Source organism: Streptomyces sp. NPDC085944, from assembly GCF_040686295.1.
Lineage (GTDB): Bacteria > Actinomycetota > Actinomycetes > Streptomycetales > Streptomycetaceae > Streptomyces > Streptomyces salinarius.
This window is the reverse complement of sequence record NZ_JBFBJX010000006.1, coordinates 309,542-329,356: the sequence shown is the minus strand read 5'-3', so window position 1 is coordinate 329,356 and position 19,815 is coordinate 309,542. Positions and strand designations below refer to the sequence as shown.

Sequence of the window (19,815 nt, the reverse complement as noted above, 5' to 3'; positions counted from 1 at the left end):
AACCAAACGAGTTGGCCAAGGCCGGCCGTGACGCAGCCGGTCGGTGCGGAACTGCGTCAGTCGTTCACGCACACATTGCCGAACGCGGGGTTCAGCAGACCAACGACGTTGATGGTGTTGCCGCACACGTTGGCGTCGACGTTCACCGGGATCTGGACGACGTTGCCGGACAGGACGCCCGGGGAGCCGACGGCGGCCCCCTCGGCGTGTCCGTCGGCGAAGGCCGGGGCGGCCATGCCGAGGGCCATGATCGCGCCCGCGACGACAGCAGCGCTCTTCTTCATGAACATTCCCTTCTCTGCGGTCATGCCTGAATGACGGCCGAAACCGCGCGAGCACAGCATTGACGGCTCGCACCATGACCTGCAGCCTGCACACGAGGAATTGACGGACGAAGAAACATCCGAACGTGGGACACCCCGTAATTCACTCGGATGCCCCACGACTCGGTCCGGCCGTTCCCCCAAGAGAGCGACGACGTCGATCCACTCTCCGGCGAGATCCCGTCCCGTTCACGGACGGGCGGCCCACGCGGAAGTCAGCGGGCCGCCCGTACCGGGCCGGGCTGGGCTCAGCGGCCCTCGCCGTTCGCCGACAGGACCGACAGGTCCTCCAGGACGTGCGACAGGGCGCCGTCCCGCTTGGCCTGCGTGGAGTTGTCCGCGCACTGCTGGTTCAGGTCGTCCGCCAGGACGTTGATGTCCTGAACCGGCACGAGGTTGATGACCGCGACGTTGATGTCCTCGAGGCCGACGCACGGCTTGTTCAGCGTGCCCTCGACCAGCGACAGCTGGGGGCTCATGTCGCCCTTGGTGGCCGAGTTGCCGAACGCCGACTCGGCCCCGTTGCCGTTGGCCACGGCCGGCCCGTTGTCATCCCCGATGGCCAGGGCCTGGGGAGCGGCGGCAGCCGACATGCCGATCACAGAAGCGGCAGCCGCCGCGGCGACCATTGCCTTCTTGAGCACTTCGCGTTCCTTTCGTCGTAGCGACGCACTGTCCTACGGCCTCATCAACCTGGTGCGCCATGATTGGTTGCGGGCGTTCACCCGGTTGGCCCCCACGGGATCTCGAGAAAGACCCGGGAAACGCCGGAATCACCGGGGCGGAACGCGACTCCGTACACACTTCCCGCTGTCCGCCGTCGGAGTGAACGAGAGAAACCCGGACGGACTCACGGAGTTGACCAGAGCGCTCCGGTGGACGGGGTTTCCTCAGAAAGGACTGGCCAGTGATCAAGAAGGTAGTTGCCTACGCGGCGATCGCCGCCTCCGTCATGGGCGCCTCCGCTGCCGCGGCCCCGCAGGCGATGGCGATCGGCGACGACAGTGGGCCCGTCGCCGCCAACGGGAACGGCGCTTCGCAGTACTTCGGCAACTCGATGACCACGGGCAACATGAGCCCGCAGATGGCGCTCATCCAGGGCTCCTTCAACAAGCCCTGCATCGCGGTCAGCGACATCCCGGTCAGCGTCATCGGTCTCGTGCCGATCCAGGACCTCAACGTCCTGGGCGACGACATGAACCAGCAGTGCGCGGAGAACTCCACGCAGGCCAAGCGCGACGGTGCGCTGGCCCACCTCCTGGAGGACGTCTCGATCCTCTCCGCCAACGGCGAGGACTGAGCACGGCGGGCGCCGACAGCGGCCCGGGGCGGGACGTCGCGCACAGCGGCGGCCCGCCCCTTTCGCATGCCCGCGGCGCCCGGGTGCGGGTCAGCGTCCCGGCGTCGCGTACAGCGCCTCGATGTCGTCGGCGTACGCCTCGACCGCCGCGTGCCGCTTCACCTTCAGGGACGGGGTGAGCAGCCCGTTCTCCTCGGTGAACTCGCCCTCGACCAGCCGGAAGGCGCGGATCGACTCGGCCCGGGAGACGGCCGCGTTGGCGTGGTCGACGGCCTTCTGGACGTCGGCGCGCATCCTCTCGTCCCGCACCAGCTCGGAGGGCGGGGTGTCGGCGGGCAGCCCCCGCACCGCCAGCCAGTGGGCGACGGCCTCCGGGTCGAGGGTGATCAGCGCGGCGACGAAGGGGCGGTTGTCGCCGACGACCAGGCACTGGGCGACGGGCGGGCGGCTGCGCAGGCGGTCCTCCAGGACGGCCGGGGAGACGTTCTTGCCGCCGGAGGTGACCAGCAGGTCCTTGTTGCGGCCGGTGATGGTGAGGTAGCCGTCGGCGTCGAGGGAGCCGAGGTCGCCGGTGGCGAACCAGCCGTCGGTGAGGGCCGCCTCGGTGGCCTCCGGGTTGCCCCGGTAGGCGCCGAAGACGATGCCGCCCTTGACCAGCACCTCGCCGTCGTCCGCGATGCGCACGGCGGTGCCGGGGACCGGCGGGCCGACCGTGCCGGGGCGGGGGCCGAGCGGCGGGACGATGGTGGCGGCGGCCGTGGTCTCGGTCAGACCGTAGCCCTCGTAGACCATGATCCCGGCGGCGTAGAAGAACAGGTTGAGGTCTCGCTCCAGCGGGGAACCGCCGCTGATGGCGTACCGCATCCGGCCGCCCAGCTCCGCCCGCACCCGGCGGTAGACCAGCAGGTCGTACAGGGCCCAGCCGGCCCACAGGCCGAGGGTGGGGCCCCTGCCGCGGCCCAGGAAGCGTTCCAGGTGCGCTCCGCCGAAGCGGACGGCGAGGCGGTGGGCGCGTTCGAAGGAGGCACCGCGGCCGATCTTCTCCGCGGTCGCCCGGCCGGTGTCGTGGATCTTCTCGAACAGGTACGGGACGCCGACCAGGAAGGTCGGGCGGAACGACTTGAGCGCGGGACGCAGTTCGTCGGGCTTGATGCTGGGGAAGTGGCCGATCTCGATGCGGGCCAGCAGGCAGGCGATCTGGATGGTGCGGCCCAGGATGTGGGCGAGCGGCAGGAAGAGGAGGGTCGAGGCGGTCTGGCCGGTGACCTCCTTGAAGATCGGGTGCAGCAGCTCGACCGTGTTGGCGGCCTCGGCGTGCAGGTTGGCGTGGGTGAGGACGCAGCCCTTGGGGCGGCCGGTGGTGCCGGAGGTGTAGCAGACGGTGGCGACCGCGTCCGGGGCGAGGGCGGTGCGGCGCTTGGTGACCTCCTCGTCGCTCACGCCCAGTCCGAGGGCCGTGAGGTCGGCGAGGGCGCCGGCGTCGAGTTCCCAGACGCGCGGGTGCTCGGGGCGGTCGTCCGTGCCGGCCCGGACGGTGGCGGTGTTGGCGGCGGTCTCGGTGACGACGTGCCGGGCGCCGGAGTCGCGGACGATCCACTCGACCTGGTCGGCGGAGGAGGTGGCGTAGACCGGGACGGTCTGGCCGCCGGCCGCCCAGATCGCGAAGTCCAGGACCGTCCACTCGTAGCGGGTGCGGGACATGACGGCGACCCGGCCGCCGGGTTCGAGGCCGGCGGCGATCAGGCCCTTGGCCACGGCGGTGACCTCGTGGGCGAACTCCGCGGCGGTGACGGGCCGCCAGGCACCGTCCACCTGGCGGCGCAGGACCACCGCGCCGGGGGCCTGGGCCGCGTTGGTGAACGGGATGTCGGCGGTGCTGCCCTCGGTGGGAGGGGGCGCGAGGGCAGCGGTGCGGGCCTCGCGGACGGTGCCGCCCGCGTCCCTGACGGTCTCGGTCCGCGCGCGGGACGCCGGACCACCGCGCCCCTTCGCCCGTTTCAGGTCCCTGCGTACGCCCATGACGGCTCCCGGTCGCGGTCGGCCTGCTGCACTGTCGCGTGAACTCCTGCGCACTCACTCACGAACTTACTTCGGAGTAAACTTACTCACGCGTAAGGAAACGTCAATGGGCGGACGCACCCCGTCGGGTCAGGTCAGCCGGTCCGCCTCCTCGATGGCCTCGGCCAGCTCGCGCACGTCCTCGTCCTCCGTGCGGTCCGCCAGGCCGTCGGCCCGCTCGGACAGTTCGGCCAGGCCCGGTGCGCCCGGCAGGGAGCTGCGGTCGCCCTCCGAGGAGCGCAGCGCGTCGGCGAAGTAAGCGGCGGTCGCCGTCACCCGCAGCCCGCGCCCGGCCTCCCAGACCGAGCCGTCGAGGGCGTCGGTCTCCACGACGCCGGACTCCTCGTGCGGGTCCCGGCTGTCGGGGTCGAGCCAGCGGACGGTGGCCGTGGCGAGGTGGCCGTCGGCGCCGGGCCTGGTGCGGACGGCGTAGAGGGCGGTGACCGTGTGGCCGGGACCGACCTCGCCGCCGTCGACGCGGTCGTCGCGGAAGTCCTCGTCGGCGACCCGGCGGTTGTCGTAGCCGACGAGGCGGAACTCGGCGACGGTCTCCGGGTCGAAGGCGACCTGGGCCTTGGCGTCGCGGGCCGTCAGCTCGATGTGGGTCGGGAGCTGCTCGCAGAACACCTCGCGGGCGTCCTCCGGCGTCGAGACGTACGCGGTGTGGCCGTCGCCCTTGTCGGCGAGGCGTTCCATCAGGGCGTCGCCGTAGTCGCTGCCGACGCCGACGCCGAAGAGGGTGATGCTGTGCTCGCGGCGCTCGGTGGCGATGCGTTCGAGGATGGTGTCCGCGTCGGTGTCGCCGGTGTTGGCGAGGGCGTCGGAGACGAGGACGACGCGGTTGGTGACGCCCCCGCGGCGGCCCTCGACGGCGGTCTCGTAGCCGGTCTCGACGCCCGCGCCGAGGTTGGTGGAATCGGTCGGCTCCAGGCTGTCGACGGCGTCATGGACGCGGTCGCGGTGGTCGCCCAGCCGGGTCATGGGCAGGACGGTCTCTGCCTCGGCGCTGAAGGTGACGAGCGCGACGGAGTCGTCGTCGCGCAGCCGGTCGGTCATGGTGCCCAGGGCCTCCCGGGCGAGGTCGAGGCGCCCGGGTTCGCCCATGGAGCCGGAGATGTCGATGACGAAGGTCAGGGCGGCCGGCGGGCGTTCGCCCTGCCGTTCGGCGGAACGGGTGGCCAGGCCGACGCGGACCAGCGACCAGTCCCCGTCGTCGGTGCGGGCGCCGTCCACGGTCACCGAGAAGCCGTCGCCGCCGGGCCGCTCGTAGTCCTGGCGGAAGCTGTTGACGAACTCCTCGGGGCGGACCGTCGCCGGGTCGGGCAGCCGGCCCTCGGCCAGGGTGCGGCGGGCGTAGCCGTAGGAGGCGGTGTCGACGTCGAGGGCGAAGGTGGAGAGATAGTCGGGGTCGGGCGCGATCTCCCGGGAGTCCCCGTTCTTGCCGGTCCCTCCGGTGGCCGTGTCCCCGTCGTAACGCTGTTCGCCCTCGCCGCGCGGGCGGTCGGGGGCGGGCATCGGGGCCGAGCCGCGACGCCGCGAGTCGACCGTGGTGTCCTTCGCCCCACTGGCGGAGTCGTCCCCTCCCCCGCAGCCGGTGAGCAGCACGCCACCCGCCAGGGTGAGCGCGAGCAGTGCGGTCGTGCCGCGCCGCCCCCGCTTCCCGTGGATCCCGTACCGGTTCATCGTCCGTCCCCCTGTGCTTGTTCGGCGCCGGTGTACGTGACTGTGACGGGGCGGCGGGGCGAAACGTGCGGCACGGGGTGTTACGGCTGGGTCTCGAAGCGGGCACGCGGGCGCCGTGCCGTGACCGGTGGGTGATCCTCCGTTGACCTAGGACACGATGTCCTTGCGGGCGAAACCCCGGAAGGCCAGGGCGAACAGCACCAGCGCGTAGGTCACGGAGACCGCCGCGCCCTGGATCATGCCCGACCACTCCGGGTTCGGCTGGACGGCGTCCGCCCACGCGAACTGCCAGTGCGCGGGCAGGAAGTCGCGCCAGTGGCCCAGCGCGGTCACGGCGTCCAGGACGTTGCCGACGATGGTGAGGCCGACGGCGCCGCCGACCGCGCCGAGCGGTGCGTCGGTGCGGGTCGACAGCCAGAAGGCGAGCCCGGCGGTGACCAGTTGGGACACGAAGACGTACGCCACGACCACCATCAGGCGCTGCGCGGCCGTGCCCGGCGCGAGCGAGCCGCCCGTGGGGACGGCCAGCGGCCCCCAGCCGTAGGCGACCGTGCCCACGGCCAGTGCCACCACGGGCAGCAGCACCATCGCGGCCAGGCTCAGCCCGAGCCCGACGGCCAGCTTGGAGGCGAGCAGCCGGGCACGCGGCACCGGTGCGGCGAGCAGATAGCGCAGGGAGGACCAGCTCGCCTCGGAGGCCACGGTGTCCCCGCAGAACAGCGCGACCGGCACGACCAGCAGGAAGCCCGCCGAGACGAACAGGTTGACGGCGGCGAAGTTGGCTCCGGAGGCCGTCGCGGTGTCCATCAGGGTGATGCGGTCGCCGGGGCCCTCCGGCTCGCCGCCGATCGCGAAGGCGACGACGAGGACGAACGGCAGGACGGCGAGGATCGCGCCCATGACCAGGGTCCGGCGCCGCTTGAGCTGGCGCGCCAGCTCCACCCGCAGGGGCAGCGTGCGGCTTGCCCGGTAGCCGTGCGCCGCGTCGGACGCCGACGCCGGTCCGGGCGCGGGCCCGGTCGTCGCCGGCTTGGTGGGCGCGCTCATGCGGAACCTCCGATCAGAGTGAGGAAGGCGTCCTCCAGGCGGCGGTGCGGGCCGACCGACGCCACGGGGATCTCCAGCCGCACCAGTTCGGCGACCAGGCCGGGCGCGGTGCCGCCGGGGTCGAGGCGGACCAGGAGCCCGTCGTCGGTGTGCACGACCGAGGCGACGCCGGGCAGCGCGGCGACCTTGTCCACGAGCGGTTCGTCCACGGGCAGGCCGGTGCCGACCAGGAGGGTGTCGCCGGAGCCGACGATCTCGGCGACCGGGCCGGCCTGGACCAGCCGGCCCCGGTCCATGACCACGAGGTGGGTGCAGGACTGCTCGACCTCGGCCAGCAGATGGCTGGAGACGATCACGGTGCGCCCGGCAGCCGCGTAACGGATCATCACCTCGCGCATCTCGCGGATCTGGGGCGGGTCGAGGCCGTTGGTCGGCTCGTCGAGGATGAGGAGGTCGGGCAGGCCGAGCATGGCCTGGGCGATGGCGAGCCGCTGGCGCATGCCCTGGGAGTAGGTGCGCACCGCGCGGGCGAGCGCGTCGCCGAGCCCGGCGATCTCCAGGGCCTCGTCCAGGTGGGCGTCCTCGGGCGGGCGGCCGGTCGCCCGCCAGTACAGCTCCAGGTTCTCCCGGCCGGACAGGTGCGGCAGGAAGCCGGCGCCCTCGACGAAGGCGCCGACCCGGGACAGCACCGGGGCGCCGGGCCTGATGGCGTGGCCGAAGACCCTGATCTCGCCGTCGTCCGGCTTGATCAGGCCCATCAGCATCCGCAGCGTGGTGGTCTTGCCGGCGCCGTTGGGTCCGAGCAGGCCGAGCACCTGCCCCTTCTCCACGCGGAAGGACAGCTCCCGCACCGCGTACCGCTCGGCGGACCCGGCGTAGCGCTTGCTCAGGCCGGTGATCCGCAGGGGTACGTCGTCGAGCGCCGGGTCGGGTGCGGGCGCGGCGGTGCGGCGGCGGCCGGTCCACAGCAGGGCCAGGGCGACGGCGGCACCGGCCAGGGGCAGCCACCACACCCAGGCGGGCAGCGGGGCGGCGGCGGTCGTCACGTCGGGCGCGGTCGGCACCTTCAGGTCGCCGTCGAGGGAGACGGTGTACGTCGCCGGGGCGGCCGGAGAGGCGTAGCCGAGGTCGGTGGAGGCGAGGACCAGACGGAGGCGGTGTCCCTTCTCCACCTCGTGGTCGATCGCCGGGAGGGTGACCGTCACGTCCCTGCCCGCCCGGGCGTCCTCGACGCGGACGGGGGTGACCAGTTGGGAGGGGAGCACGGGCGCCGTGCCGCCGGGGCCGACGTCGTACACCTTGGCGAACAGGACGGCCTGGTCGGTGGTGGAGCGGACGTGGAGGGTGGCCGTCGGGGCGCCGGTGATCCGCAGGTCGTCGTCGACCGGGGCGGACTCGAACGCGGCGTACTGGCCGGGGAAGTCCAGAAAGACGCCGACGCCGAGCGAGGAGAGCCGGGAGAGCCCTCCGGCGCCGCCGATGCCGGGCAGGGCGGAGACGGCGGGCGGGTTGGCGCCGGCCGGGTTGTCGACGCTCTGCTCGCGGCCGCGCAGGGGCACGGAGCGCTGTCCGTTCGCCAGACCCGGGTAGTGGTCGGCGCTCGCGCCGCGCAACTGGGCCTGTCCGTCGGTGGAGTCGACGCCTCCGGTGCGGGTGACGCGGAAGGCCGGGCCGGTGCCGGCGCTCGCGTCGTCCTTGAGATACCGGTCGAACCAGTCGTCGATGCGGGCCTGGACGCGGTCGGTCTCCAGGTCGCCGCCGTCGTGGCCGCCCGCGATCCAGTCGACGTCCACGGGGGCGCCGTTGGCCCGGATCGCCTTCGCCGCGGCGTCGGCCTGGCCGAGCGGGAAGAGGGAGTCGGTCTGGCCCTGCACGAGCAGGGTGGGCACCTTGATCCGCTCGCCCACCGCCTGCGGGCTGCGCCGCTCGAGGAGTTTCACGGCCTCGGCGTCGGGCGTGCCGGACTCCGCGACCCGCTGGTACATGCGGCACAGGTCGGCCTCGAACCGGTCGCAGCCGCCGCCGGAGTTGACGAAGATGCCCGCCCACAGCTTCTTGAACACGCCGTTCGGGAACAGCGCGTCCGCGAGGTTCCAGTACGTGATCGCCGGGGCGACGGCGTCCACCCGGGTGTCGTGCCCGGCCGCGAGCAGGGCCACCGCGCCGCCGTAGGAACCGCCCGCGATGCCCACGCGGGGGTCGCCGTCCTTGTCGAGCCGGACCTGGGGCTGCCGGGCGAGCCAGTCGATCAGGCGGGAGACGTCGGCGACCTCGCCGTCCGGCGCGTTCAGCCCGATCTTCCCGGTGGACTTGCCGAAACCGCGCGCCGACCAGGTGAGCACCGCGTACCCGTCCCTGGCCAGGTCCTCGGCCTGCTCCCGTACGTCGTCCTTGCTGCCGCCGAAGCCGTGCGCGAGCAGGACGGCCGGGCGGGGGCCGCCGGAGCCGGCCGTGAAGTACGAGGTGTCCAGGCGGACGCCGTCGGCCACCGCCACGACCCGGTCGGCGCGCCGGACCGGGGCCGGATCGTCACCGGCGACGGCCGTCCACGTCCCGGCTCCGGCGAGCACGACGACGGCGGCCGCGGCGGAGAGCATCCGCCGCGGCCCCCGTAGCAGCCCTCGCACGCGGGGCAGTCGAAGATCCATGCGTCAACGGTACGGGCCGGCGCCGACAACGACCGCCCTCCCGGGGGTGAACCGGCGGCCCTCCCACGGAAGTACGCGGCCGGCCGCGCGTACCACGGGCGCGGTAGTCCGGGCGGGGTCCGGCAGCCCCGGCTGCTCCCCGGTCAGGGTCCGGGGAGCAGCCGGGGCTGCGGGGGCCGGGCTGCGGGGGCCGGGCTGCGAGGGCCGGGCTGCGAGGGCCGGGCTGCCGTCACGGCCGTGTGGGCTGTCACGTCCGGCGAGTTGTCACGGCCTTGTGGGCAGACACAGCCGACGAGTTGTCACGACCGCTGGTCGGTCAAGGCCGACGAGCCGTCACGCCCGGCGGGCGCTCCCGGCCCGGCATCCGTCCCCGCCCGGCGACCGTCATGGCCCGGCGACCGTCATGGCCCGGCGGCCGGTATGGCCCGGCGGCCCTCGCGATCCGGCGGCCCTCGCGATCCGGCGGCCCTGATGGCCCGGCGGCCGGCCGTCGCCCTCCGGTGGGCCGGTCAGGGTCCGGCGGGCTCGCGGACGTCCGGCGGGACCGTCACCAGCCAGCGCGTGTCGCGGCGCGGGCGCAGGTACAGGGCCCAGTAGAGGGTGGCGACGGCCGCGATGCCGCCGGTCCACAGCAGGTGGCTCGCCTCCTGCTGGGTCAGGATGTAGGCGAGGACCGCGATCAGCAGCACCGGCATCGCCGGCCACAGGGGCATGCGCCACGCGCGCGCGTGCCGGTGGGCGCCGCGCCGGGCCCCGAGGGCGGCGACGGCGACCAGCAGGTACATCGCGGTGACGGAGACGCCGGTGACGCCGTACAGCGTGTCCAGGTCGACGTAGCACAGCGCGGCGCCGGGCACTCCGACGGCGAGGGTGGCCACCCACGGGGAGCCGAACCGGCCGAGCCTGGCGAAGAGTCCGTTGACCGGGGCGGGCCAGGCCTTGTCGCGGGCGGAGGCGAACAGGACGCGCGAGTTCTGGATGACCATGACGATGCCGGCGTTGACGATGGCGAGGGCCACGCAGAGGCTGACGAAGGTGCCGACGGCGGAGTTGGACCAGGCGGCGACCATGGCGCCGATGTCGCCGCCGGTCAGCTCGCCGAGGTCGGACGCGCCGAGGGTGATGGCGGCGACCGGGACCAGGATGATCACGGTGGAGATGGCGAGGGTGGCGAGGACGGTGCGGGCGACGTTGCGGCGCGGGTTCTCCAGTTCCTCGGAGAGGTAGACGGCGGTGGAGAAGCCCTGGGTGACGAAGAGGGCGATGGCGAGCCCGGAGACGACCAGCATGGCCGTCACGGGGTCCGTGCCGCCGTGGGCGCCGCCCACCTCCATCGACAGGAGGCTGCCGGGGCCGCGCTCGGCGTGGGCGAAGCCCAGCACCGCGACGACCGCCGCCGCGATCACCTCCAGGACCAGGAAGACGCCGGTGATCCAGGCGTTGGCGCGCAGGTCGAGCAGCCCGGCGAGGGTGGCGAGCAGCATGACGCCTGCGCCCGCCAGGGACGGGTCGAGATGGAGGACCGGTTCGAGGTAGTCGGCCGTGCCCATCGCGATCACCGGCGGCACGATCATGACGACCAGCAGGGACAGCACGAAGACCAGCCAGCCCGCGAGGCGACCGGTCATCGTGGACACCATGGCGTACTCGCCGCCCGCGCTGGGGACGAGGGTGCCCAGCTCCGAGTAGCAGAACGCCACGGCGACGCAGAGCAGGGAGCCGATGGCGATGGTGAGCGCGGTGGCGGTGCCGAGCGAGCCGAAGAGGTCGGGAACGACCACGAACAGCGTGGAGGCGGGGGTCACGCACGAGAGCGTCAGGAGCGTGCCGCCGACGACCCCGATGGAGCGCTTGAGGGTCCTCGGCTCCGGAGGTGCCGGAACGCCCGCGGGCGCGGCGGCGGTCTCGACGGGGCGGAGCGTGTCGGTCATGGAGCGGTTCCGATCGACTCGTGCGGTGGTGGTTCGGACGGGAGCGCTATCGCCTCCGGCGGCTTCGGTCGTACGTGTTTTCGTCCGCTCCCGGCGCTGCATGGAACACCGACGAAAACCAGCACGTCAATGGTTGTTTCCCTACGAAATCCGCAGCCAAAGGGCCTTCTTGATCGCCGAAACAGCAGAAGAGGCAGTCCCATTCCGCTTCTTGCGGCTACGGGAACCGCAACGTGGAGGGCGGAAAGACTGCCGACGTCCGGCATACGGACATGTCGGTGGCCCCCGGTACAGTCCGCGGCACAGATGAATCACAGGAACGCAGCAAGGGGTGGGGACTCATGAAGCTCAAGTACACCGCGGCCTGGGTGGGGCTCACGGCGGCCGCGATGATCACGGCCACCGCGTGCGGCTCGGAGGGCGCGAAGACGGCGGCCGAGACGGCCGACAAGGCCGTGGACAAGGCGGACACGATCATGGCGGCCCTCACCCGGGCCACCGACCGGACCGAGGAGCTGGGCTCCGCCGAGATCACGACCACGACCGAGTTCGAGGCGACCGGCGGCGGACCGATCTCCATGGACGGCACCTACTCCTGGGGCGACGGCGCGGCCATGGACGTCCAGATGGACACCGCCGCCGCGCAGATGAGCGCCCTCCAGGACGACCCCACGACACGGGTCATCATGGTCGACGGCGCCTACTACTACGACGTCGACCCCCAGCCGAACGGCCCCCTCGCGGGCAAGGAATGGATGCGCGTCGACGTCGCCGCCGTGGCGGGCGAGGCGGCCGCCGACAACATGGCGGCCACCGCCGACCCGACGGCGACGCTGCGCTACATGACGGCCTCCACCGCGGTGGAGGATCTCGGCAAGGAGACGGTCCTCGGCAGGAAGACCACCCACTACCGGGGCAGCGTCGGCGCAGAGCACCTCGAGAAGTCAAAGCTCACCGAGGCCGAGAAGAAGGCCGCCGTCGCCGCCCTGGAGGCGAACGGCGGGAAGATGACCTGCGACATCTGGGTCGACGGCAAGGACCTGCCGGTACGGATCACGCAGACCGGCGCCGGGATGACCGTGAAGATGGACTTCGTGAAGTTCGGGGCCACCAAGGAGATCACGGCTCCGCCCGCTGCCGAGACCGGCGACCTCAGCGGGCAGGTCAGGGAGCAGCGGGACACGGCGATCGGCCAGTGACCCGCCGGTGACGCGCCGGCGCCCCCGGCCCGCCGTGTCGCTCGGCGGGCCGGGGGCGTCTGCACGACCCTGGCGGTTGCCCGGCCTCGGTCGTGCCCGACCTCAGTCGTGCGCGGCCTCAGTGGTTGCGCGGGAAGCCCAGGTCCACGCCCGCGGGGGCGTCGGCCGGGTCCGGCCAGCGGGTGGTGACGACCTTGCCGCGGGTGTAGAAGTGCGTGCCGTCGTTGCCGTAGACGTGGTGGTCGCCGAAGAGCGAGTCCTTCCAGCCGCCGAAGGAGTGGTAGCCGACGGGGACCGGGATCGGCACGTTCACGCCGACCATGCCGGCCTCGATCTCCAGCTGGAAGCGGCGGGCCGCGCCGCCGTCCCGGGTGAAGATCGCGGTTCCGTTGCCGAACGGCGAGGCGTTGATGAGGGCCACGCCCTCCTCGTACGTCTCCGCGCGCAGCACGCACAGGACGGGGCCGAAGATCTCGTCCTGGTACGCCTTGGCGGTGGTCGGCACCCGGTCCAGCAGGCAGAGGCCGATCCAGTGGCCGTCCTCGTGCCCCTCGACGGTGTACCCGGTGCCGTCCAGGACGACCTCGCAGCCCTCGGCCGCGGCGCCCTCGACGTAGGAGGCGACCTTGTCGCGGTGCGCCTTGGTGATGAGCGGGCCCATCTCGGAGGACGGGTCGGTGCCCGGGCCGATCTTGATCTTCTCGGCGCGCTCGCGGATCTTCTCGACCAGCGTGTCGCCGACGGCGCCGACCGCGACGACCGCGGAGATGGCCATGCAGCGCTCGCCGGCCGAGCCGTAGGCCGCGCTGACCGCCGCGTCGGCGGCCGCGTCGAGGTCGGCGTCGGGCAGCACCAGCATGTGGTTCTTGGCACCGCCGAGCGCCTGTACGCGCTTGCCGTTCGCGGAGGCGGTGGTGTGGATGTAGCGGGCGATGGGCGTCGAGCCGACGAAGGAGACCGCCTGGACGTCCGGGTGCTCCAGGAGGCGGTCGACGGCCACCTTGTCGCCGTGCACGACGTTGAACACGCCGTCCGGCAGACCCGCCTCGGAGAGCAGCTCACCGAGCTTCACGGCGGCCGACGGGTCCTTCTCGCTCGGCTTGAGCACGAAGGTGTTGCCGCAGGCGATGGCGATCGGGAACATCCACAGCGGCACCATCGCCGGGAAGTTGAACGGCGTGATGCCCGCGACGACACCGAGCGGCTGCCGGATCGATGACACGTCGACGCGGGTGGCGACCTCCGTCGACAGCTCGCCCTTGAGCTGGACGGTGATGCCGCAGGCCAGGTCCACGATCTCCAGGCCGCGCGCGACCTCGCCGAGCGCGTCGGAGTGCACCTTGCCGTGCTCGGCGGTGATCAGCTCGGCGATCTCGTCGCGGTGCGCGTCCAGCAGGGCGCGGAACCGGAAGAGGATCGAGGTCCGCTGGGCGAGGGAGGACTGACCCCAGGTCAGGTACGCCTCCTTGGCGGCGGCGACCGCGGCGTCCACCTCGTCGACGGAGGCGAAGGCGACCTTGGTGGTGACCTCACCGGTCGCCGGGTCGGTCACCGGCCCGTACGTGCCCGAGGCGCCTTCGGCGGTCTTGCCGCCGATCCAGTGGTTGACGATGTTCGTCATGACCGAGAACTCCTTCACAGATGGCGGCGGCGACGGGTCGAGACGTGCCGTTGGTACAGCGCGTGCCGCTCGTACAGCGCGTGCCGTACGCGGTGCTCGTGCTGCTGTTCGCGGGCCGGGACCCGCGACGGTCGGGTCGCGGTCTCGGCCATGACTCCATCCCAGCAGCCGGGCACCGTGGGCGCGCCCGACACTGTGTCTGCGGTTTGGCGGTCCGCGTAGACACGTGGGGCAGTGTGGCCGCCCCCCGCCCGGGCGCGACGCGGGAACCTCCGGCGCGGAGCCGGTGCGAGCGGGGAGTTGGCGCTCGTGCCTCGCTCCTGCCAGGGCGAGGCCGCCTTCCCGCGCCGGAGGCGTTCGGTGGGGGAACCGGCGCCCCGGCCGTGTGCCGTCGGGTCGTGCGCCATCGCGTTCCCTCCTTGCCCGCGCCCTTGCGTCACCCCGGTTTCTAGCCCCGCGCGTGCGGCCTGTCAATGTTTTGTCCGGACATTCGGACGACGTGTCCCAAGTGAGGGTCGACAGACCGTCGGGGGACGCGGAAACGGAACACCTCCGACCGCCGCGGTCAACGCGCCGCGCCCGACCGACGGCGTACGCCTGTGTGGCACTCGTGTCACAAAAGCACCCTCCGGGTCACACATGTCACGCGTCCGCGGGACTTGCGTCACACCCCGGTACGGCCCCCGACCGCCCCGCACTCGACGTCGTTCACCCGGAACAGGCTTGGTGATCGCCGGCGCAGCGCCCGGCTCCCCCCGGCGGCCGTCCCCGGTCGCCGCCGCGGCGCGCGCAGGGAGGTGCAGCGAGTGACCGACCGAAGGCTCTGGTCCTACAAGGACATCGCGGCCCACATCCACGTCCAGCCGGACACCGTGCGGTCGTACCGCAAGCACGGGCTGCTGCCCCCGCCCGACCACGTGGAGGGAGGAAAACCGTACTGGTACGCGGACACGGTCCGGGCCTGGGTGGCGTCCCGCCCGCGCAACCGGAACAAGTAGGGGGCGCGGTCCGAACGCAACAAGCGCTGTCGGAAAACCGTTCGGTGCCCCGCGGTCGCGTGGGGCACAGTTCGGGCCATGGACTTCTCCGTCAAACCCGTACTGACCGGTGACCGGACCGTGCTGCGGCCGTTCACCGAGGCGGACGCCGAGCGCATGTGGGAGATCGTCAACGATCCCGAGGTCGCGCACTTCACCGGCGCACCGCCACGCGAGCTCACCCCCGAGGTGCTGCGCGACTGGTACGGCACCCGCAGCGCCCAGCCCGACCGCCTCGACCTCGCGGTCACCGACCCCGCCGACGGGGAACTGCTCGGCGAGGTCGTGCTCCACGACTGGGTGCCCGAGGACCGCAGCTGCACCTTCCGCACTCTGCTCGGCCCCCGGGGGCGCGGTCGCGGCGTCGGCACCGAGGCGACCCGGCTGATCGTCGGCCACGCCTTCGAGGGCCTCGGCCTGCACCGCGTCCAGCTGGACGCCTACGCCCACAACCGGCGGGCGCTGCGGGTCTACGAGAAGGCCGGCTTCGTGCGCGAGGGCGTGCGGCGCGAGGTGGAGCAGCGGGACGGGGTGTGGGTGGACGAGGTCCTGATGGCCGTCCTCGACCACGAGTGGGCCGTGCACCGCGGGCACCCCGATGTCCCCCGACGGCACGACGAATCCCGCCCCGGCCACCCCGGGGCGGCCGTCACGGCCCGATGACCGTCACCGCGGCGACACGGGCCCGACGACCGCCGCACGGCCGCAGCGGCCCGACGACCGCCACCGCGGCGACACGGGCCCGACGACCGCCGCACGGCCGCAGCGGCCCGATGAGCGTCATCTCGGCAGCAGGGGCTCGATGACCGTCACCCCGGCGCCGGGCGCCGTCCCCATCGCCGCGAGGGCCGCCGGGACCGCGTCGAGGCCGATGGTGGACGTCACCAGCAGGTCGGGCCGGAGCACTCCGGCGCGGACCAGCTCCAGCAGCGGCGGGTAGGTGTGCGCGGCCATCCCGTGGCTGCCCAGCAGCTCCAGCTCCAGGGCGACCGCGCGGGCCATCGGCACCGGGGTGGTGCCGTCCGCCGAGGGCAGCAGCCCGACCTGGACGTGCCGGCCGCGGCGACGCAGGCCGGCCACGGACGCGGCGCAGGTGACGGGCGAGCCGAGGGCGTCCAGCGAGAGGTGGGCGCCGCCGCCGGTGAGGTCGCGGACGGCCGCCGCCGTGTCCGGCGTCCCGGAGGCGTCCACGCACTCCACCGCGCCGAAGGTGCGCGCCAGCTCCAGCGCGCGGGCCGACACGTCCACGGCGACCACGCGCGCACCCGCCGCCGCCGCGATCATCACGGCGGACAGCCCGACGCCCCCGCAGCCGTGCACCGCGACCCACTCGCCCGCCGCGACGCGCCCCTGTTGCACGACGGCCCGGAAGGCGGTGGCGAACCGGCAGCCGAGCGAGGCAGCCGTGGCGTACGACATGCCGTCGGGCACGGCGACGAGGTTGACGTCGGCGCGGTCGAGCGCCACGTACTCGGCGAAGGAACCCCAGTGGGTGAAGCCCGGCTGGGTCTGGCGCTCGCACACCTGCTGGTCCCCCGCCGCGCACGCCGCGCAGCTCCCGCAGGCGCAGACGAAGGGCACGGTCACCCGGTCACCGGGCCGCCACCCGGTCACCCGGTCGCCGGCCGCCTCGACGACGCCGGCGAGTTCGTGACCGGGCACGTGCGGCAGTGTGATGCCCGGGTCGTGGCCCTGCCAGCCGTGCCAGTCGCTGCGGCACAGCCCGGTGGCCTCGACCCGCACCACCACGCCGTGCGGCGCGGGCGCGGGGTCGGCGACCTCGCACACCTCGGCCGGCTCCCCGAAGCGCTCGAACACGACCGCGCGCATCCGTCACCCTCACTTCCGTACTGTCGTGACGGTCGTGGCGTACCCCGGCCGTCGTGGCGGGGTTTTCGCCCCCTCGCCCCTCATCTCACGGCAGGCTCATCCGAAGCCATACCCCCTAGGGGTACAGTGGGAGGTGAAGTGGTCCAGCCCGGACCCGCGGGTACCCGCCCGCGCACGCCCCCTCCACGAGGAGTAACGACATGACCGCCCAGACCGACACCGCCCAGGACTCCGTCACCACCGTCTACAAGGTGAGCGGAATGAGCTGCGGCCACTGCGAGGGCGCCGTTTCCGGCGAGATCTCAGAGATCGCGGGCGTCGGCTCCGTGCAGGCCGTGGCCTCCACCGGCGAGGTCACCGTCGTCTCCGAGGCCCCCCTCGACGACGCGGCCGTGCGCGCCGCCGTGGACGAGGCGGGCTTCGAGCTCGTCGGCCGGGTCTGATCCCGGCGCACCCACCCCCGTCCTGGAGTCCGGACCATGACCAGCACCACCGCGGACACCCGCACCGCCCCGACGGCGACCGATCCCGCCCCCGGAACCGATTCCGGTCCCGGCCTCGCGGAGGTCGAGCTGCTGATCGGCGGGATGACCTGTGCCTCCTGCGCGGCCCGCGTCGAGAAGAAGCTCAACCGCATGGACGGTGTCACCGCCACGGTGAACTACGCGACGGAGAAGGCCCGCGTCAGTTACCCGGCGGGCACCGAGGTCGCCGACCTGGTCGCCACCGTCGTGAAGACCGGGTACACGGCCGAGGAACCGGCGCCGCCCGCGGAGCCGTCCGCCGACGAGGTGGACACCGGGGAGAGCGGCACCGGGGACGGCGACGACGACCCGGAGCTGTCGGCGCTGCGTCAGCGTCTGCTGGTCTCCGTCCTCCTCGCCGCGCCCGTGGTGCTGCTGGCGATGGTCCCGGCACTCCAGTTCGACAACTGGCAGTGGCTCTCGCTCACCCTGGCCGCGCCCGTCGTGGTCTGGGGCGGGCTGCCCTTCCACCGTGCCACCTGGACCAATCTCCGGCACGGCGCGGCCACCATGGACACGCTGGTCTCGCTCGGCACACTGGCGGCGTTCGGCTGGTCGTTGTGGGCGCTGTTCTTCGGGGACGCGGGCATGCCGGGCATGCGGCACGGCTTCGACCTCACCGTCTCCCGCACCGACGGCGCCTCCGCCATCTATCTGGAGGCCGCCGCGGGAGTCACCGCCTTCCTCCTCCTCGGCCGCTGGCTGGAGGCCCGCTCCAAGCGCCGCGCCGGCGCCGCGCTGCGCGCCCTGATGGAGCTGGGCGCCAAGGACGTCGCGGTCCTGCGCGAGGGCCGCGAGGTGCGGATACCGGTCTCCCGGCTGGCCGTGGGCGACCGGTTCGTCGTACGGCCCGGCGAGAAGATCGCCACCGACGGCACGGTGACCGAGGGCGCCTCGGCGGTGGACGCGTCCCTGCTGACCGGCGAATCCGTGCCGGTGGACGTGACGGCGGGCGACGCCGTCACCGGGGCCACGGTGAACGCCGGGGGCCGGCTGGTCGTCGAGGCGACCCGGGTCGGCGCGGACACCCAGCTGGCGCGGATGGCGAAGCTGGTGGAGGACGCGCAGAGCGGCAAGGCCGAGGTGCAGCGGCTCGCCGACCGGATCTCGGGGATCTTCGTCCCGGTCGTCCTGCTGATCGCGGTCGCCACCTTCGGCGGCTGGCTGGGGACCACCGGTGACACGGTCGCCGCGTTCACCGCGGCCGTCGCCGTACTGATCATCGCCTGCCCCTGCGCGCTGGGGCTGGCCACGCCGACCGCGTTGCTGGTCGGCACCGGCCGGGGAGCCCAGCTCGGCATCCTCATCAAGGGCCCGGAGGTGCTGGAGTCCACGCGCCGCGTCGACACCGTCGTCCTGGACAAGACCGGCACCGTCACCACCGGCCGCATGACCCTGCACGAGGTGGACGCCGCCGACGGCACCGACGAGGAGGAGCTGCTGCGGCTCGCCGGGGCCGTGGAGCACGCCTCCGAGCACCCCGTGGCCCGTGCGATCGCGGCCGGCGCCGAGGAGCGGTTCGGCACGCTGCCGGGCGTCGAGGGATTCGAGAACGTCCCCGGGCGGGGCGTACGGGCCCGCGTGGCGGGCCGTGAGGTGGCCGTGGGGCGCCTGTACGACGTCCTCCCGCCCGAGGTGTCCCAGGCCGTGGACGAGGCCGAGCGGCGGGGCCGTACGGCCGTCGTCGTCGGCTGGGACGGCGAGGCGCGCGGGGTCGTCGCCGTGGCCGACGCGATCAAGGAGACCAGCGCCGAGGCGGTGGCCGGGCTGCGCCGGCTGGGCCTGACGCCCGTCCTGCTGACCGGCGACAACCGACGGGTGGCCGAGTCGGTCGCGGCCGCCGTCGGCATCGACGAGGTGATCGCCGAGGTGCTGCCCGAGGAGAAGGTCGCGGTGGTGGAGCGGCTGCGGTCCGAGGGCCGTACGGTCGCCATGGTCGGCGACGGCGTCAACGACGCGGCCGCACTCGCCGTCGCCGATCTGGGTCTGGCGATGGGCACGGGGACGGACGCGGCGATCGAGGCGGGCGACCTGACGCTGGTGCGCGGGGACCTCAGGGTGGCGGCGGACGCGATCCGGCTGTCCCGGCGCACCCTGTCCACCATCAAGGGCAATCTCGTGTGGGCCTTCGGCTACAACGTGGCCGCGCTGCCGCTGGCCGCCGCCGGACTGCTGAACCCGATGATCGCGGGCGCGGCAATGGCCTTCTCGTCGGTCTTCGTCGTCACCAACAGCCTCCGCCTGCGCGCCTTTCGCTGACCCGCGCACTGGTCCGCATTTCACGCAGGTCGTGGGGCTGAGCCTCTGGAGTCCGGCACCCACCTCACATAAGCTCTTCACAAGGCTCGCGCATCTTCCTTACGCTTGGGCTCCGCACGACGTACGGGGCTCTTGCGCACGTAAGGGACATATGCAAGAGACGCAGATCACAGTGATGCGAACGTAACCATCGAAGGGGTTCGAGGGTCTAAGTTGGCGATGTCAGGCAGCGTCTTGGGGGGGCGCCACCTGGCATCTGGGGATGTCTTGGGGGACTTTCCCAGAGCTGCGTTGCCGGGACACGTACACCGGGAAGCTTTGAGCGGCCCTCCCGGGCGTGCGCTGTCCCGGCAGA

General features: G+C 73.0%; 15 protein-coding genes and 1 pseudogene. 6 read left to right on the top strand and 10 right to left on the bottom strand.

What is annotated here, in order from left to right:
* Nucleotides 1-56 precede the first annotated feature (56 nt).
* Entirely contained in the window at nt 57-284 is a 228-nt protein-coding gene (gene chpD, locus AB0P07_RS14665; protein ID WP_102929832.1) for a chaplin ChpD, read from the bottom strand.
* A gap of 287 nt (nt 285-571) precedes the next feature.
* Nucleotides 572-967, bottom strand: coding sequence for a rodlin RdlA (gene rdlA, locus AB0P07_RS14660; RefSeq protein WP_365549960.1), 396 nt, complete (start codon nt 965-967; stop codon nt 572-574).
* Nucleotides 968-1,230: 263 nt separating this feature from the next.
* Between rdlA and rdlB the strand changes: the two genes are divergently transcribed.
* Complete coding sequence (gene rdlB, locus AB0P07_RS14655) at nt 1,231-1,623, top strand: rodlin RdlB (RefSeq protein WP_007388551.1); 393 nt, start codon at nt 1,231-1,233, stop codon at nt 1,621-1,623.
* Between the two features lie 90 nt (nt 1,624-1,713).
* On the opposite strand, the gene AB0P07_RS14650 is transcribed toward rdlB, so the two are convergent.
* The 5 genes from AB0P07_RS14650 to AB0P07_RS14630 form a co-directional block, all read right to left on the bottom strand.
* Nucleotides 1,714-3,642 (bottom strand): AMP-dependent synthetase/ligase, encoded by a 1,929-nt coding sequence (locus tag AB0P07_RS14650; protein WP_365549957.1) that lies wholly within the window; start codon nt 3,640-3,642, stop codon nt 1,714-1,716.
* Nucleotides 3,643-3,771: 129 nt separating this feature from the next.
* Nucleotides 3,772-5,364, bottom strand: a complete 1,593-nt coding sequence (locus AB0P07_RS14645; RefSeq protein ID WP_365549954.1) for a von Willebrand factor type A domain-containing protein — start codon at nt 5,362-5,364, stop codon at nt 3,772-3,774.
* 147 nt (nt 5,365-5,511) lie between these two features.
* Nucleotides 5,512-6,411, bottom strand: a complete 900-nt coding sequence (locus tag AB0P07_RS14640) for an ABC transporter permease (protein ID WP_365549952.1) — start codon at nt 6,409-6,411, stop codon at nt 5,512-5,514.
* Nucleotides 6,408-9,059, bottom strand: coding sequence for a CocE/NonD family hydrolase (locus AB0P07_RS14635; protein WP_365549949.1), 2,652 nt, complete (start codon nt 9,057-9,059; stop codon nt 6,408-6,410). Before AB0P07_RS14635 ends, AB0P07_RS14640 begins: the two co-directional genes overlap by 4 nt.
* 509 nt (nt 9,060-9,568) lie before the next feature.
* A complete protein-coding gene (locus tag AB0P07_RS14630) occupies nt 9,569-10,990 on the bottom strand; it encodes an APC family permease (protein ID WP_365549946.1) in 1,422 nt (473 codons plus the stop codon).
* 341 nt (nt 10,991-11,331) lie between these two features.
* Between AB0P07_RS14630 and AB0P07_RS14625 the strand changes: the two genes are divergently transcribed.
* Nucleotides 11,332-12,189 (top strand): hypothetical protein, encoded by an 858-nt coding sequence (locus AB0P07_RS14625; protein WP_365549944.1) that lies wholly within the window; start codon nt 11,332-11,334, stop codon nt 12,187-12,189.
* A 118-nt stretch (nt 12,190-12,307) separates the two neighbouring features.
* Here AB0P07_RS14625 and mmsA read toward each other — a convergent pair whose 3' ends face one another.
* Both mmsA and AB0P07_RS14615 read right to left on the bottom strand, forming a co-directional pair.
* On the bottom strand, nt 12,308-13,810 hold the full coding sequence (gene mmsA / locus AB0P07_RS14620) for a CoA-acylating methylmalonate-semialdehyde dehydrogenase (RefSeq protein ID WP_365549941.1): 1,503 nt from the start codon (nt 13,808-13,810) through the stop codon (nt 12,308-12,310).
* Nucleotides 13,811-13,824: 14 nt separating this feature from the next.
* Nucleotides 13,825-14,034: pseudogene (locus AB0P07_RS14615) on the bottom strand (hypothetical protein); the annotation flags it as partial.
* A gap of 582 nt (nt 14,035-14,616) precedes the next feature.
* Here AB0P07_RS14615 and AB0P07_RS14610 point away from each other — a divergent pair.
* Together AB0P07_RS14610 and AB0P07_RS14605 are read left to right on the top strand one after the other, a co-directional pair.
* Nucleotides 14,617-14,808, top strand: coding sequence for a MerR family transcriptional regulator (locus AB0P07_RS14610; protein ID WP_061444657.1), 192 nt, complete (start codon nt 14,617-14,619; stop codon nt 14,806-14,808).
* Nucleotides 14,809-14,886: 78 nt separating this feature from the next.
* Nucleotides 14,887-15,510, top strand: coding sequence for a GNAT family protein (locus AB0P07_RS14605; RefSeq protein ID WP_365549937.1), 624 nt, complete (start codon nt 14,887-14,889; stop codon nt 15,508-15,510).
* A 117-nt stretch (nt 15,511-15,627) separates the two neighbouring features.
* On the opposite strand, the gene AB0P07_RS14600 is transcribed toward AB0P07_RS14605, so the two are convergent.
* Nucleotides 15,628-16,677 carry a zinc-dependent alcohol dehydrogenase family protein gene (locus AB0P07_RS14600; protein WP_365549934.1) on the bottom strand — a complete coding sequence of 350 codons (1,050 nt, stop codon included), beginning with the start codon at nt 16,675-16,677 and terminating at the stop codon, nt 15,628-15,630.
* A gap of 200 nt (nt 16,678-16,877) precedes the next feature.
* Here AB0P07_RS14600 and AB0P07_RS14595 point away from each other — a divergent pair, with 200 nt between their 5' ends.
* Complete coding sequence (locus tag AB0P07_RS14595; protein ID WP_134652931.1) at nt 16,878-17,120, top strand: heavy-metal-associated domain-containing protein; 243 nt, start codon at nt 16,878-16,880, stop codon at nt 17,118-17,120.
* A gap of 36 nt (nt 17,121-17,156) precedes the next feature.
* Entirely contained in the window at nt 17,157-19,460 is a 2,304-nt protein-coding gene (locus AB0P07_RS14590) for a heavy metal translocating P-type ATPase (RefSeq protein ID WP_365549931.1), read from the top strand.
* The last annotated feature ends 355 nt before the right edge of the window (nt 19,461-19,815 follow it).